General features: G+C 68.3%; 15 protein-coding genes. 12 read left to right on the top strand and 3 right to left on the bottom strand.

The features are described 5' to 3' along the window. Window positions 1–236 precede the first annotated feature (236 nt). From ACYSM9_RS10945 to ACYSM9_RS10935, 3 genes are all read left to right on the top strand, one after another. The gene (locus tag ACYSM9_RS10945) at window positions 237–1,358 is read left to right on the top strand and encodes a 3-deoxy-7-phosphoheptulonate synthase (protein ID WP_461856980.1); all 1,122 of its coding nucleotides are present in this window, start codon (window positions 237–239) and stop codon (window positions 1,356–1,358) included. A gap of 154 nt (window positions 1,359–1,512) precedes the next feature. Next, entirely contained in the window at window positions 1,513–1,725 is a 213-nt protein-coding gene (locus ACYSM9_RS10940) for a helix-turn-helix domain-containing protein (protein WP_018761777.1), read from the top strand. A gap of 147 nt (window positions 1,726–1,872) precedes the next feature. Beyond that, window positions 1,873–1,971, top strand: a complete 99-nt coding sequence (locus ACYSM9_RS10935) for a 30S ribosomal protein bS22 (protein ID WP_003792170.1) — start codon at window positions 1,873–1,875, stop codon at window positions 1,969–1,971. A 70-nt stretch (window positions 1,972–2,041) separates the two neighbouring features. Here ACYSM9_RS10935 and ACYSM9_RS10930 read toward each other — a convergent pair whose 3' ends face one another. Further along, on the bottom strand, window positions 2,042–2,860 hold the full coding sequence (locus ACYSM9_RS10930) for an HAD family hydrolase (RefSeq protein WP_461857007.1): 819 nt from the start codon (window positions 2,858–2,860) through the stop codon (window positions 2,042–2,044). A 78-nt stretch (window positions 2,861–2,938) separates the two neighbouring features. On the opposite strand from ACYSM9_RS10930, the gene ACYSM9_RS10925 reads away from it, so the two are divergent. Together ACYSM9_RS10925 and ACYSM9_RS10920 are read left to right on the top strand one after the other, a co-directional pair. Further along, window positions 2,939–3,193, top strand: a complete 255-nt coding sequence (locus ACYSM9_RS10925) for a glutaredoxin family protein (protein ID WP_461856979.1) — start codon at window positions 2,939–2,941, stop codon at window positions 3,191–3,193. Between the two features lie 12 nt (window positions 3,194–3,205). Further along, window positions 3,206–3,931, top strand: coding sequence for a redox-sensing transcriptional repressor Rex (locus tag ACYSM9_RS10920; RefSeq protein ID WP_461856978.1), 726 nt, complete (start codon window positions 3,206–3,208; stop codon window positions 3,929–3,931). A 73-nt stretch (window positions 3,932–4,004) separates the two neighbouring features. Here the strand turns inward: ACYSM9_RS10920 and ACYSM9_RS10915 are convergent, their stop codons facing one another. Further along, complete coding sequence (locus ACYSM9_RS10915) at window positions 4,005–4,844, bottom strand: hypothetical protein (RefSeq protein ID WP_461856977.1); 840 nt, start codon at window positions 4,842–4,844, stop codon at window positions 4,005–4,007. A 226-nt stretch (window positions 4,845–5,070) separates the two neighbouring features. Further along, complete coding sequence (locus ACYSM9_RS10910; protein WP_461856976.1) at window positions 5,071–5,619, bottom strand: YceI family protein; 549 nt, start codon at window positions 5,617–5,619, stop codon at window positions 5,071–5,073. Between the two features lie 225 nt (window positions 5,620–5,844). Here ACYSM9_RS10910 and ACYSM9_RS10905 point away from each other — a divergent pair, with 225 nt between their 5' ends. The 7 genes from ACYSM9_RS10905 to ACYSM9_RS10875 all read left to right on the top strand — a co-directional run bounded on the left by ACYSM9_RS10905 (window position 5,845) and on the right by ACYSM9_RS10875 (window position 15,182). Next, entirely contained in the window at window positions 5,845–6,525 is a 681-nt protein-coding gene (locus ACYSM9_RS10905) for a histidine phosphatase family protein (RefSeq protein WP_461856975.1), read from the top strand. Between the two features lie 2 nt (window positions 6,526–6,527). Continuing rightward, window positions 6,528–7,139 (top strand): TlpA family protein disulfide reductase, encoded by a 612-nt coding sequence (locus tag ACYSM9_RS10900; RefSeq protein ID WP_461856974.1) that lies wholly within the window; start codon window positions 6,528–6,530, stop codon window positions 7,137–7,139. Window positions 7,140–7,154: 15 nt separating this feature from the next. Then, a complete protein-coding gene (locus ACYSM9_RS10895) occupies window positions 7,155–7,910 on the top strand; it encodes a cytochrome c biogenesis CcdA family protein (RefSeq protein WP_461856973.1) in 756 nt (251 codons plus the stop codon). Then, on the top strand, window positions 7,910–9,655 hold the full coding sequence (resB, locus tag ACYSM9_RS10890) for a cytochrome c biogenesis protein ResB (protein ID WP_461856972.1): 1,746 nt from the start codon (window positions 7,910–7,912) through the stop codon (window positions 9,653–9,655). The genes ACYSM9_RS10895 and resB overlap by 1 nt, the downstream gene beginning before the upstream one ends. Continuing rightward, window positions 9,655–10,737: a c-type cytochrome biogenesis protein CcsB gene (ccsB, locus tag ACYSM9_RS10885; protein WP_461856971.1), complete on the top strand. Its 1,083-nt coding sequence runs from the start codon at window positions 9,655–9,657 to the stop codon at window positions 10,735–10,737. The genes resB and ccsB overlap by 1 nt, the downstream gene beginning before the upstream one ends. 157 nt (window positions 10,738–10,894) lie before the next feature. Next, window positions 10,895–13,003 (top strand): Hsp70 family protein, encoded by a 2,109-nt coding sequence (locus ACYSM9_RS10880; RefSeq protein ID WP_461856970.1) that lies wholly within the window; start codon window positions 10,895–10,897, stop codon window positions 13,001–13,003. A gap of 1 nt (window position 13,004) precedes the next feature. Continuing rightward, window positions 13,005–15,182 carry a LuxR C-terminal-related transcriptional regulator gene (locus ACYSM9_RS10875; RefSeq protein WP_461856969.1) on the top strand — a complete coding sequence of 726 codons (2,178 nt, stop codon included), beginning with the start codon at window positions 13,005–13,007 and terminating at the stop codon, window positions 15,180–15,182. The last annotated feature ends 107 nt before the right edge of the window (window positions 15,183–15,289 follow it).

Raw genomic sequence — 15,289 nt, 5'->3', positions numbered from 1 at the left:
GCACGAATGTGACGGACGCTGATTTTGCGGCGGCGGGCGGCCGGGGTTATGGTCTCTTCCATGACTAACCGTTGGTATGCGTATTTTTCGTTGGCTCTGGAGGGGCCCGCGTCTAACTGACACGCATCCAACTTTCCTTCAGAGCCAACAGGGCAGAGATCATTCTCTGCCCTTCGCCGTTTCTCCGGCGGGTTCTGAAATCCGGGCCCGCTTCCCATCTGGAACAGGACCCGAACATGAGCACCGCAACAGCAGCAGCCCCCGCCAGCGACACCAAGTCCACCTCGAACCTGCGCGTCAGCGAATTCACGGCACTGCCCACGCCGACCGACCTGCTCGCCGAGCTGCCCCTCGACGCCCGGGCGGCGGCCGTCGTCGAACGCGGACGCGACGAAGTGCGCGCCATCATGGACGGCGTGGACGACCGCCTGCTGGTGATCGTCGGTCCCTGCTCCATCCACGATCCCAAGGCGGGGCTCGAGTACGCCCGGCGGCTGGTCAGCCAGGCCGAGAAGCACAAGGAAGACCTGCTGGTGGTCATGCGGACCTACTTCGAAAAGCCCCGCACCACCGTGGGCTGGAAGGGCCTGATCAACGATCCCCGCCTCGATGGCAGCCACGACATGGTGACCGGGCTCCGGACCGCCCGCCATTTCCTGCAGCAGGTCACGGCGCTGGGGCTGCCAACCGCCACCGAATTCCTTGAGCCGATCAGCCCGCAGTACATGGCGGACTTGATCTCCTGGGGCGCCATCGGTGCCCGCACCACGGAAAGCCAGATCCACCGGCAGCTCGCGTCCGGGCTCTCCATGCCCATCGGCTTCAAGAACGGCACTGACGGCGGCCTCCAGGTGGCCATCGACGCCTGCGGTGCCGCCGCGGCGGCACAGGCTTTCCTGGGGATTGACGGCGAGGGCCGGGCTGCGCTGGTCTCCACCGCCGGGAACCCCGATACCCACGTCATCCTCCGCGGCGGACGGAAGGGACCCAACTACTCCGCGGCCGACGTCGAAAAGGCCTCTACGGAGCTCGCCGGCAAGGGCCTGAACCCGCGCCTGATCGTGGACGCCAGCCACGCCAACAGCGGCAAGAGCCACCACCGGCAGGCCGAGGTGGCCCTGGAAATCGGCGCCCAGCTCGAGGACGGCGGGGCGTCAGCCCACGCGATTGCCGGCGTCATGCTGGAAAGCTTCCTGGTGGGCGGCGCCCAGAACCTGGACGTCTCACAGCACGCCGCCGGGAAGTCGGAGCTGGTCTACGGCCAAAGCGTCACCGACGCGTGCATGGACTGGGACGTTTCCGCCTCCGTCCTGGAGCAGCTCGCAGCCTCCGCCCGCAAGCGCCGGCAGGCAAAATAGGGGGCCGAAATAGGGGGCCCACTACTTTCACATCTGCCCCATGAACCTCTAGAGTATCTGGAAGGTGGTTGGTGGATGGCTCAGCATCGGAACACCGCATTGGCACGTACCTGGGGTCACTGTTGTCCATCCGTCAGCAAAGGAAAATAGGGAAATGTCGGCAGAACAGAACTTCTCCAACGCGAAGTTCCTGACCGTGGCTGAAGTGGCCGAGGTCATGCGCGTCTCCAAGATGACCGTCTACCGGCTGGTCCACTCCGGGGAAATGCCGGCGGTGCGTTTCGGCCGCTCCTACCGGGTACCGGAAAACGCGGTCGAGCAGTACCTCAAGGGCGCCGTGGTGGACGGACACAGCGAGACCGCCTGAGGCCTGTCCTGAGCCGCCCCCGATAGGCGGTACCCTGTTAAGGAACGTTTTACGTCATTGTAAGAATCTGTCAGTTGTTCAGTTCGTAGCTTTGTCCACGGACCTTTTCCATCAGACAGGTACGCATCTAGTTTGTAAGGAACTTTCGTGGGTTCAGTTATCAAGAAGCGTCGCAAGCGTATGGCCAAGAAGAAGCACCGCAAGCTGCTTCGCAAGACCCGTCACCAGCGCCGCAACAAGAAGTAGCACTACTTCGCACAGCGTAAAAATGCCCGCCGCCTTCTTCAGGTGGCGGGCATTTTTGTGCTGCTGCTACCTAGATACGGGGGCCGCGGATCCTGGCGAAGCCCTTCCATAGTCCGTACACGGCGCCGCCGAACGTGGCCGCCTTGAGGCCGAACGTGGCTGCCCGGCGGCCGGCGCGGAAGTCATAGACCGGCCAGTTGTGGTCGCGGGCATGGCGGCGGAGCCGGGCGTCCGGGTTGATGGCCACGGGGTGCCCCACCAGCGAAAGCAGCGGGATGTCGTTGTAGGAGTCGCTGTAGGCCCAGCAGCGCCTGAGGTCCAGGCCCTCCTCGTCGGCGATGGCCTGGACGGCCACGGCCTTGGCCGAGCCGTGCAGGATATCCCCCACCAGCCGGCCCGTGTACATGCCTTCCGAAACTTCCCCCACCGTCCCCAGCGCGCCGGTCAGTCCCAGCCGGGTGGAGATCACCGTGGCAACCTCGATGGGCGTGGCCGTGACCAGCCACACGCGCCGGCCCACACGCAGGTGCTGCTCGGCCAGCGCCTTGGCGCCGGGCCAGATCCGTGAGGCGATCATCTCGTCATAGACTTCTTCGCCCAGCGCCTTGATGTCGTCAACGGTGATGCCGGCGGCCAGCGTCAGGGCCGAGTCGCGGACGGCGTGGACATCGTCGATGTTCTCCCCGCGCGTAACGAACTTGAACTGCTTCCATGCAAAGCCCGCGGCCTGCGCCAGGGTGAAAGCCCCCCGCTGGTGCATCTTCCGGGCCACGTGGAACAGGCTCGCGCCGCGCATAAGGGTGTTGTCCACGTCGAAAAACGCCGCCTCGCCGGGCTGCGGCACAGGTTCCGGCCGCGTGACAACGGCGACGTATTTCTCCTCGGGCATGGAGTCGAGTCTAGTCAATACCCCGGCCCGCCGCCGTCGGCGTCGCCCGGGGGCCGCCAACGGCGCTACGGTTAAGCCATGGCTACACCCCGCGTCGTCCTGGTCACCAAAGCTGACTGCCACCTGTGCGAGGAAGCGCGCGACGCCGTCGGCCGGGTTACCGCCTCGCTGGGACTTTCCTGGAGCGAAGAGCTGGTGGACCACCAGCCTGAGCTGCGGGAACGCTATGCCGAGGAAATCCCGGTGGTGCTGGTGGACGGGGTGCAGCGTGACTTCTGGAAGATCGACGAAGCCCGTCTGGAGCGCGTCCTGCGGCGCGCCATGGCGCAGTAGGGGGAGGTGCGGGTGACGTCCCTGGGTTCAACGCCGCAGCCTGTCCCGGGCCTTCCGGGCGCCGCGGGCACGCCGGCCAAGCAGATTCCGCCTGCTGCGGTGGCCAGGCTGACGCTCTACCTCCGGGCCCTGAACACGCTGCTGGCGGAGGGCGTGGAGCGGGTGTCCTCCGAATCCCTGGCTGAGGCGTCCGGCGTCAGCTCATCAACCCTGCGCAAGGACCTGTCCCACGTGGGCTCCTACGGGACGAGGGGAGTGGGCTATGAGGTGCAGTACCTCAGCCGCCACATCGCCGCCGCCCTGGGGCTGACGCACGACTGGAAGGTTGCCATTGTGGGCGCCGGAAACCTGGGCAAGGCGCTGGCCCGGTACGGCGGTTTCGAGTCCCGGGGTTTTGACGTCGTCGCGATTTTCGACGCCGACCAGATGGTGGTGGGCAACGAGGTGGGGTGGCTGCGGGTCAGCGACGTCGCCGACCTTGAAACCGTCCTCCACCGCACCGGCGCCAACATGGTGGTCCTGGCCCTCCCCGCGGCCGTGGCGCAGGGTGTCTGCGACCGGGTGGTGGCGGCGGGCGTGCGCAGCGTGCTGAGCTTCGCCCCCGTGATGCTCCAGGTGCCCGAAGGGGTCAATCTCCGCAAAGTCGACATGGCCACGGAATTGCAGATCCTGGCCTACCACGCCCAGCGCGCGCAGGATCCGGTCCAGCGCGCAGAGGCCCCGGGGCAGACAGCCTAGGGGTGTGATTAAAGGCGGCGGCCCGGGAAGCTGGACTTCCCGGGCCGCCGCTCTCTAACTGCGGGGCTGGTGCCTACCGGCCGTAAGGGTTGCCGAAGCCGCCCGCGTACGGGTTGCTGAAAGGCTGCTGCTTCCGGAAGTACGGAGCCGCCGCGGGCAGGTACAGCAGCACGATGGCCGCGATCCCCAGGACGGTGCCGAGGGTGGCGAACGTGGGGACGCCGAACAGGCCCAGCACGGAGAGGGCCGCAAAGACGGTGCCCAGGATGCGCGCCCAGTTCCTGCCCTTGCGGACGAAGAAGGCCACCAGGAAGTACAGGCCCGCGCCGATGATGGCGAAGACCACCAGCGTGCCGGCGATGACGCTCTTGATGTCGTCGTAGGTGACGCCGCCGGCGCCGGTGCTCTGCACCTGCTGCTCGAACGTCTGCCGGAAGGCCGGGTCATCCAGCTGGGTCAGCCCGGTCAGCACGGAGATGACAAAAATGATGCCCGACGCGATCAGCAGCCAGAACGAGATGTTGACCAGCTGCGGAACGCCGTTGGCGCCTGTTGCCTGCGGCTGCTCCGACGGGTACTGCCCGTAGGGAGACTGGTTGTAGGGGGACTGGCCGTAGGGCTGCTGCCCGTACTGGGGTGCGTTCTGCCCGTATTGCGGTGGGTTCTGCCCGTACTGCGGGGCGCCCTGCCCGTACTGCTGGCCATATTGCGGTGGGTTTTGCCCGTACTGCTGTCCGTATTGCGGAGCGTTCTGTCCGTATTGCGGTGCGTTCTGGCCGTACTGGGGCGCGTTCTGGCCGTAGCGCGGTTCCTGGGCGGCGGACTCGTGGCTGCCTGCCTGGCCGTTCCCGGGCTGGTTGTCCGGCGAGTTGGGGTCATGGGGCACGGGAGGCGGGACGGGAGGAGTACTCATGGGCGTTCCTTCTGCAGGTCGGGTTCCAGGCGGGCTGCCGGGAAACGGTCCTGTGCCTGCCCCCAGCATGGCTTAAGTCCACCGTACCCCCGCCGGGGCAGGTTGTGGGTGTTTCGAACCGGCTATTCAGGGCCGCCGATGCCATTAAAGGCGGCAACCCCGGCACCAGGCGGAAGAGCCGGGTGCCGGGGTTGGGCCGGGGCCGAATCGGGCGGCGAGTGCCGAATCAGGCGGCGGGGGCGATGAAGGCCAGTTCGAGGTTGATGGCAACCTTGTCGCTGACCAGGACGCCGCCGGTCTCCAGGATTGCGTTCCAGGTCAGGCCAAAGTCCTTGCGGCTGATGGTGGTCTCCGCGGAGACGCCGGCACGGGTGTTGCCGAACGGGTCCACGGCCAGGCCATTGAACTCGGTGTCCAGCGTGACGGGGCGGGTGACGCCCTTGATGGTCAGGTCGCCGGTGAGTTCGTAGCTGTTGCCCTTGCCCACCAGGCCGTTGGAGACGAAGGAGATCTCCGGGAACTTCTCCACGTCGAAGAAGTCCTCGCCCTTGACGTGGCCGTCGCGGTTGGCGTCGCCGGAGTCGAAGCTGGCGGTGTTGATGGTGGCGTTGATCTTCGAATCTGCCACGTCCTCGGCGAGTTCAAGGGTGGCGGCGGCCTCGGTGAACTGGCCGCGCACCTTGCTGATGCCCGCGTGGCGGACGGTGAAGCCGATTTCGCTGTGCGAGTTGTCGAGGGTCCAGGTGCCGGTGGTGACGTCTGCGGGAAGTGCCATGATGCTGCTCCTTTGTGTTGTGCCCCGGGTGAGGGGCCGGTCGAGTAATGCATTGAAGCTTCATCTGTTGAAGCCTCAACTAACTGCTGCATCCAGTATAAACATGCATTTGCATGTTTTGTTCCCGCCTTCGGAACATTTCTTCAAAAACTTCAGTTCTACTCTTTGTAGAAAGCAGGTGCGGAAGATTTCGGATCGCACGCCATCTTTGAGAAACTGGTAAACATGCCCCAAGCCACTGTCCATCTGCTCCGCCACGGCGAGGTCCATAATCCGGACGGCGTGCTCTATGGCCGGCTTCCCGAATTCCACCTCTCCGAGCTGGGGCAGGAGATGGCCCGGACGCTCGCCGAGCACTTCCGGCAGCGGGCCGAACGCGGTGCCCGGATCACTTACCTGGCCGCCTCCCCGCTGGACCGTGCGCAGGAAACTGCCCGGCCGACGTCGGAAGCGCTGCACTTGCAGATCCACACCGACGAGCGGATCATCGAGGCCGAAAACTACTTCGAGGGCATGAAGGTGACCAAGGCCGAACTCCGCCGGCCCCGGCACTGGCCGCGGCTGGTCAACCCGCTGCGGCCGTCGTGGGGGGAGCCCTACAAGCAGCAGGTGGCGCGCGTTGCCGCGGCAGTGCAGGATGCCCGCCGGCAGGCGATTGAACTGGCCGCCGGCGACTTTGGCGCCGAAGGGCCCGAAGCCATCCTGGTCAGCCACCAACTGCCGATCTGGGCTGCGCGGCGGAGCGCCGAAGGCAGGCCCCTTTGGCATGACCCGCGCAAGCGTGAGTGCACGCTGACATCCGTCACGTCCCTGGTGTTCGACGACGCCGGCGCCCTGCTGCGCGTCGAGTATGCCGAACCCGCGGCGTCCCTTCTTCCCGGTGCCGCGAGCACCCCTGGAGCCTAGCTGTGACCTACAACAACCTGACCCCGCGCCGCAGTGTGCTCGCCGCCGGCGGCCTGGCGCTCACCGCACTGGCCCTGGGCCTGTCCGGCTGTGCCCAGGAGGATGCCCTGGCCAAGCAGGCCAAGGCCGGAGACAACAAGAACTACGTGGCCGGAGACGGCTCCGTCACCGAATTCGCGGCCGCCGACCGCAAGGAAGCCGTGCAGGTCAAGGGCACGCTCTTCACAGGGACCGCTGTAACGCCCGCGGAGTTCCAGGGCAAGGTGACGGTGCTGAACTTCTGGTTCGCGGCCTGCGCACCGTGCCGCGTGGAAGCGCCCATCCTCGAGGGCCTGCACCAGGAATTCAAGGACCAGGGCGTCCAGTTCTTCGGTGTGAACCTCCGGGACGAGAAGCCCACCGCCGAAGCCTTCGAGAAGACCTTCAACCTGACCTACCCCAGCTTTGATGACAAGGACGGCGGCGTGCTGCTGTCCGTCTCCGGCCTGGTGCCGCCCGGCGCCGTGCCCACCACCCTGGTGCTGGACAAGCAGGGGCGGGTGGCCTCCCGCGTCCTCGGCGAAATCGAAAAGGGCACCCTGAAGGCCCTCATCGCCGCCGCGGTTGCCGAGTAGAGGCAGGACCGCACCGTGAACAGCCCCTTCGCCGAAGCCATCCTGAACGGCTCGATCCTGCTCGCCATTCCGGTGGCACTGCTGGCGGGACTGGTCTCCTTCCTTTCGCCGTGCGTCCTGCCGCTGGTTCCCGGATACCTCGGGTATGTCACCGGACTCAGCGGCGTGGACCTGCAAAAGCAAAAGCGCGGCCGCATGCTGGCCGGTATCGGCCTGTTCGTCCTGGGTTTCTCGGTGATCTTCGTCCTGCTCGGCGGTGCGTTCGGGCAGCTGGGCAGCCTGATCAGCGGGGGCCAGAACGCCTGGGTCACCCAGCTCCTGGGGGTCCTGGTGATCATCATGGGCATCGTGTTCATGGGCGGCTTCAGCTGGCTGCAGCGGGACGCCAAGATCCATGCGAAGCCTCCGGCCGGGCTGTGGGGCGCGCCGCTGCTGGGCCTGACCTTCGGGCTGGGCTGGGCGCCGTGCATCGGACCCACCTACTCCGCTGTCCAGCTGCTGAGCCTCTCGGGGGGCTCCTCCGCCGCCAAGGGCGCCTTCCTGGCGTTCGTCTACAGCCTGGGCCTGGGGATCCCCTTCCTGCTCATCGCGCTGGCAGTGCGCCGCGGAATGGGGGTCATGGCGTTCTTCCGCAGGCACCGCCTGGCCATCCAGCGGACCGGCGGCGGCATCCTGGTGGTGCTCGGGCTGCTGATGGCCAGCGGAGTATGGGGTTCCTGGGTGACCGGGCTGCAGTACTGGTTCCAAACCGACGTGAAGTTGCCGATCTGATGGGCGAGCGTGTGAAGGTAAAGAAGAAGCAATCCGCCCCCGTCGCAGACGCGAAGGCCAACGCCGCGCTGCCGGCCCTCGGCGTGAAGGGCATGCTTCGCTGGGCCTGGACCCAGCTGACCAGCATGCGCACGGCGCTGTTCCTGCTGCTGCTGCTCGCCGTCGCGGCGGTCCCCGGCTCGCTGTTCCCGCAACGGCCCGCCAATCCCGCCACGGTCACCCAGTACATCAAGGACCACCCGGACTACGGCCAGCTGCTGGATTCCCTCCAGCTCTATGATGTCTATTCCTCCGCGTGGTTCTCGGCGATCTACCTCCTGCTCTTCATTTCGCTGATCGGCTGCGTGGTGCCGCGCGCCATCGCCCACTACAAGGCCATGCGTTCCCAGCCGCCGCGCACACCCCAGCGCCTCTCCCGGCTCCCGGAATACGGCACCCTGGTGATTCCGTCCGACGCCGGGATCCCGGCGTCGGAGGCCATCAACACTGCCGCCGGGGTGCTGCGGAAACGCGGCTACCGCGTGGAGGTCAGGGATGCCGGCGGCGCACTGCCGTCCCTGGGCGCCGAACGCGGCTTCCTCAAGGAAGTGGGCAACCTCGTCTTCCACACGTCCCTCATCGGCGTGCTGGTGTCCGTTGCCGCTGGCGGCCTGTTCGGGTACAGCGGCCAGCGCATCCTGGTGGAAGGCGACACCTTCGTGAATACCCTGGTGGGCTACGACCAGTTCAACCCGGGCACCAATTTCCAGTCCAGCCAGCTGCAGCCGTACTCGCTGCAGCTGGACAAGTTCAACATCACCTTCGACCGCGAATCCAAGGGCAAGTTCGGCCAGCCCATCGACTTCGCCGCCACCGTGACCACCAAGGAAAACCCGGACGCGCCGGCCAAGCAGGAGATCCTGAAGGTCAACGATCCCGTGACCCTGGGCGGTACCAGCATCTACCTCACCGGCAACGGCTACGCCCCGGTGGTGACCGTCCGCGACGGCGCAGGCAACGTGGCCATGCAGGGCCCGGTGGTGGCCAAGCTGCAGGGCGAGAACTACTACTCCTCCGTGGTCATCAAGGCTCCCGACGCGAAGCCCGACCAGCTCGGTTTCGCCGGGTTCTTCCTGCCCACGGCGTTCGTCACCGACCAGGGGGTCTCCTTCAGCGGCGACCCGGAGCTGTTCAACCCCCAGCTGTCGCTGAACTCGTACTACGGCGACCTGGGCCTGGACGCGGGCTCCCCGCAGAACGTCTTCGAGCTGGACGTCAAGAAACTCACCCCGCTGAACGCCCGGAACCTCCCCACCAAGGGCATCACGCTGACCCCGGGCTCCACGTACACCCTGCCGGACGGCAAGGGCACCATCAGTTTCGACGGCGTGAAGCGCTACATCGGCGTGGACATCCACCACAACCCGGGCCAGGTGTCCGCCCTGGTGTTCGCCCTCATCGCGGTGGCCGGCCTGATCCTCTCGCTCTACGTCAACCGCCGGCGCGCCTGGGTGCGCACGGGCACAGCCGCCGACGGCCGCACCATGGTGGAATACGGGCTCCTGGCCCGCGGTGAGGACCACCGCCTCGCCGGCGAGGCCGCGGCCCTGCGGAAGCTGCTCTCCGAACAGTGGCAGCTCCCCGCTGACGATACCGGCGGCGGAAACAGTGCCGCGTCCCAGCAAACTCCCAGCCCGGCACGCGATAATGACGCCGGCTCCGTCACCACCCCAGCAGGCCCCGCCGGGCCCGAAAAGGACCAGTAATGCCATTTGGAATCAACGAAACCATGGGCCAGTACAGCGAACTGTTCATGCTGCTGGCGGCAGGGACCTACACGGTGGCCTTCATCGCCTTCGCCTGGGACCTGGCCAAGAGCAGCAAGGCCCTGCGCGCCGTGGACCTGAAGGCTGCCCAGGCCGCCTCCGCCACCAAGGTGCCCGTGGCCGCCGGAGTGGCCGCAGGCCCGGCCGGGTCCCGCCTCGACGGACCCGCCGACCGTGCCGAGCGCCCGTCGTCGTCCACCAAGTCAGCGGCCGGTGACGGTGGTGCCGCCACGGCCGACGGCGACATGAAGTATGCCGCGGAGCGCCGGGTTCCGGCCCGGGTTGCCGTCGCCCTGACCGTGCTGGCCGCCGCCATCCACGGCGCCGGCGTGCTGACGCGCGCTTTCGGTGCCGGCCGCGTGCCGTGGGGCAACATGTACGAATTCCTGACCACGGGCGCCTTCCTGGTGGCGGTCGTCTTTCTGTTCTCCCTCATCCGGCGCGACCTGCGCTTCCTCGGTACGTTCGTCGTGGGACTGGTCATCATCATGCTGGTGGCTGCCTCCGTGGCGTTCTGGACCCCCGTGGGACACCTGGTACCCGCGCTGCAGAGCTACTGGCTGGTGATCCACGTCTCCATCGCGGTGCTGTCCTCCGCGCTGTTTACCCTGACGTTCGCCATGTCCGCCCTGCAGCTGGTGCAGTCCCACCGGCAGAAGACCGTTGCGGCCGGCGGCACCGACAAGCTCGGGTTCATGCGCCTGGTGCCTTCCGCACTGAGCCTGGAGAACCTGTCCTACCGCATCAACGCCATCGCCTTCATCGGGTGGACCTTCACCTTGATGTTCGGCGCGATCTGGGCGGAAAAGGCGTGGGGACGGTTCTGGGGCTGGGACACCAAGGAAGTGTGGACCTTCGTCATCTGGGTGGTCTACGCCGGATACCTGCACGCCCGGGCCACCCGCGGCTGGACGGGCACGCGCGCTGCCTGGCTGTCGATCGTCGGCTACCTGTGCGTGATCTTCAACTTCACCATCGTGAACACGTTCTTCAACGGCCTGCACTCCTACTCCGGCCTCTAAACGGGCTCCTTCTCCGGTCTCCGGGCCGGGCCCCCGAAATAAAAAAACCATTCGATGTAGCAACAGGGGTGTTCCCGGTCCTTCGGTAATGCTACGTTGGTGACGTTCCCCTGTGATGAAGCTTGCAGGCGGATCACTAGCCTTGTCCGAGGTACCCATGAGCTACGTTCTCGCCGTTGACGTCGGGACCAGTTTCACGGCGGCCGCCGTAGTGCGTTTCAACGCGGGAGCTTCACCTGTTCCGGAGTGCCTGCCGCTGGGCCTCCGGGGAAGTTCCGTGCCCTCGGTTGTGTACTACCCCGGGGACGGCCCCGTCCTGGTGGGCGAGGCCGCCGAACGCCGCTGGCTGGACGCCCCCGGCCAGGTGGTGCGCGAGTTCAAACGCCGGATCGGCGACGACGTTCCGTTCTCCGTAGGCGCCCTGTCCGTCCAGCCGGAGGACGTTTTCGCCACCATGGCGCGCTGGGTGGCCGACCGCGCGGCCGAACGCGAGGGGGAGCCGGCCTCGGCAATTTTCCTGACCCACCCCGCAGCCTGGGGCCACCACCGGCTCTCGGTGATCCGGGGCGCCCTCACCGCCCAGGGGCTGGCGGACGTCACATTCCTTTCCGAACCCGAAGCCGCCGCACTGCACTACGCCTCGCAGGTGCGGGTCGAGGAAGGCAGCACCATCGCTGTGTACGACCTTGGCGGGGGCACCTTCGACACCGCCGTGCTGCGCAAGACCGGCAGCAGCCGCTTCGAACTGGCGGGACGGCCCGAAGGGATCGAGGACCTGGGCGGCGCCGACTTCGACGCCGAGGTGTTCCGTTACGTTTCCGGCCACACGGGTGGTGTCCTTGCCGGCCTGGATTCCAAGGACCCGGCGGTGCTGCCGGCGCTGACCCGGCTGCGGCGTGAGTGCGTGGAAGCCAAGGAGGCCCTTTCCGCTGACAGCGAGGCCAATATCCAGGTGCTCCTGCCCGGCTTCCAGCAACAGGTCCGGCTGGTCCGTGCGGACTTCGAGGCCCTTATCGAGGAACCGCTCCGCGAGACAGTCGATGCCCTGGAACAATCGCTGTGCCAGCTGCAGCTGGAGCCGGCAGACCTTTCCGCGGTGCTGTTGATCGGCGGGTCCTCGCGCATCCCGCTGGTGGCGCAGCTGGTGTCGGAACAACTGGACCGTCCCATCGCCGTGGACGCGGACCCTAAGTCTTCCATCTGCCTTGGAGCGGCGGTGGCCGCCTTGCTTGAGCACCAGGCAGCAGCCGCCCTGGCCTTCCGCGCCGCGCCGGACACCGCCCCGGACGGCGCCCCGTCCGCCGTCGAACACGCCGGCGGAACCCCCGTCCCGCAGATTCCGCGGCGGCCCGGCTGGCGCGGGACCACGGCGCCCGCGGGGTTGCCGGCAGGCCTCGCCGCCGCCGGCGGCGGTCACCGGCAGCGCGGTGCCCACGCGCCGACGCCCACCGTCCGGCTGACCGCCGTGGCCGCCGGCGCTGCCCTCCTGACAGTCCTCACCGCCACTGCGGCGCAGAGCCCGGACGGATTCGGCAGCCTCACCGCGGTGTTCGTGCCGCAGGCGGGTGCCAGCACCACCGGCGGCTCGGCCGGGTCCGACGGCGGGGCCAGCCCGGATGCCGCGGGGACCGGCAGCCTGGCGGACGGCGCCTGGCCCGGCGACGCGGCTGCCAGCCGGACCCCGGAGCCGCTGGCAGGCATCGGGGCCAGTGCCACCAGGAAATGGGCCGACGCCCGGCCCGGTGTCGAGGCGTCGGTCCCGGACACGGGCCCCTTGGCCGCCGGCGCCGGACCAGACGGTACCGCCGCCTCCGGCGCACTTGGCGGGGACGGGGGAACGGGAACCGGCATCATCCTGGACTCCGCCCCGGGAGGTGCCGCCGGTACGGACACCGGGACGCCCACGGGCACCACAGACCCCAGCACCAGCGACCCAGCCACCAGCGATCCAGCGACCAGCGATCCAGCGACCAGCGATCCCGCGCCGTCTGACACCGCGACGGCCGAACCAACCCCCTCCGACACGACCGGGACGGCCACGCCAACTCCCGAGCCCGCCACCACGACCGATCCGGCCGCCACGACCGATCCGCCCACCACGGATACGGCGGCAACCGATCCCGCCGCCACGGACCCGGCCACGTCCACGGATCCGGCACCGGACCCGACGAGTGGCCCTACCGCGACGCCAACCCCGGAGCCGTACTCCGGGTCATCCACCGTCACCGCCAGCGAAACGGCCCTGACCACGCCCCCGGCGGCCTGACATGGACAACCATCTCCCGCAGCGGGACCAGGCGGCTTTGCACCGTGAACTGGACAGGCGCAGTGAGCTGGGCCGGCACGCTGAACTGGACGGCTACCGGGAGCTGGACAAGCACGTAGAACTGGACCGGCACGGTGAACTGGACGGCTACGGTGAACTGGACCGCCACCAGCCCCCGGCGCACACCGCCGAGCTGATCTCCAGTCAGCTGAGGGGTGCCAACGCCGCGGTGCGGGAGTTGCTGCTGGCCCTTTCCGTCGGGTTTGCCTTGCCCGGGCCGTTGCCGGCGGACCTGCAGGCCAGGATCAGCAATGGCACGGTGGAGACCTTGGACGGGCTGGTGGAACGGGCCGAGGCCGCGGGGCTCCTCGGGCCCGACGGCACCGTGGTGGGCACGGTGCAGCATGCCCTGCTCGCCGTCACCCCCGCCGCCAAGAAACATGCACTTGAGCGTGAGCTCGTAACGGTCTTCGCCTCTTCCGGCCAGCCGCTGGGCAGCCTCGCCCGCGAACTCGCCAGGGGCGGCCTCGCCGACGCCCGCGTAGCAGCCGAACTTGAGGAAGCCGCGGACGCAGCGCTGGAGCACGATCCCGGGCTGGCCGTCCAGCTCTATGATGAGGCACTCCTGGCAGGTGCGGATCCGGTGCGCACCGCGGCACGGCGAGCCCAGGCCGCGGCCGGCGACGGCGACCTGGACGCCGCCGCCCGGATCATCGACAGCCTCCTGGTCCGGACCGACCCTCCGGACCTGCGCCGCGGCGCGGATGTCGCCGCCTCCGTCTGGGCGCAGCGGGGCATGCTCGCCCGGGCCGCGGACGTCTACAGCTGGCTGGGCGCCGAACGGATGGGAGCATCGGCGCCGCTAGCCGTCGTCGCACTGGCCGGCTCCGGAGACCGCGAAGGTGCGGCAGCCTTCTTCCGGCCGGATGCGCCGCCCCCCTCGCCCACGCTCCTGGCCGCTGCCCTGGCGCAGACCGGCCGAGGCGTCCTGGCCTCGCTCGGGGACCATCCCCAGCAAGGGATCCCGGTCTTGATCCACGCCTCGGACATGCTGAACTCCGCGGCGGCGGCGCTGCCCCTGGCCGAAACTCCGGCCGCCCTGGCAGCACTGCTCGCCATGCACAGCGGTGAGCCGCACCTGGCGGAAACCGTCTGCCGGGCCGCCGTCGCCGCCAACCAGGGAGGCAACGCCGCCCAGCCCAGGCTGCTCCTGCTCCAGGGCTGGGCTGCCATGATGCAGGACAAACTCGAGGACGCCCGGCTCGCGGCCGGCGAGGCCGCGAAGGCAAACCACTGGCCCCTGGTTCCGAGGGACGAGATTCTGTGCGCGGCCCTGGAAGTCGGGCTGGCCCGCAGGAACGGCGATGTCCCCGAGCTCCTCAGGTCCTGGGAGCGGGCCCGCGAGGCCATGCTGCACAGCTCCGTTGACCTGTACGGCCTGCTGCCCTGGGGAGAACTGATGATCGCCGCTGCCCGGTTGCGTGAAACCCGCCGCGTGGCGCACCACATGGAGGAAGCCTGGCGGCTGCTGGGACGGCTGGGTGATCCACTGCTCTGGTCCGTCCCGCTGCACTGGGCCGCCGTGCAGGCGGCGTTGCTGGGCGAAAGCCCTGCCGAGCTCGCACCGCATGCGGCGGCGCTGGCGAGGGCCTCGGGGCACAGCCATCTGGCCGCGGTGTTTGCCGCCGCGGGCAAGGCCTGGGTCTCGGTCCTGGCCGGGCGGCTGCGGCCGGCGGACGTGGAAGCTGCGGCGCGCGGGCTGGCGGCCGTGGGAATGCCCTGGGAGGGTGCCCGGCTGGCCGGGCACGCCGCAGCCCGCGCCGATGAACGCAGGGACATGATGCGCCTGCTCTCGTGCGCCAGGGAGCTCCACCCGCAGGGCAGCCCGGCAGCTGCCGGGACGCGCCCGTCGGCAGCGCGGGGGAGCTCCGCGGCGGACGCCCCGGGCAGTACGGTGCAGCAGGATGCCTCGGGATTGAGCGAACGGGAGAAGGAAGTGGCCAGGCTCGTGCTTGAGGGCAAGACCTACCGGGAGATCGGCGAGGCCATCTACATTTCCCCCCGCACGGCCGAGCACCACATCGCCCGGATCCGCCGCCGCCTCGGTGCCGAAAACCGGTCCGACCTGCTGGCCCGGCTGCGCCTGGCCCTTGGCCCGGAGCATCACCAACAGGAATGAACCCCTAATGCCCCTACCGGCAGCAGGCCGCGCGCCCCGGAAGTGCACCAGCGGGTAAGGGGGAAGGACCCGATGCCCGTGCCCGCAGCCCAACCTAGGTTTGAACC

It is taken from the genome of Arthrobacter sp. C152 (assembly GCF_054890965.1).
The sequence above is the reverse complement of the archived record's forward strand: the minus strand, read 5'-3'. Positions and strand labels throughout refer to the sequence as shown.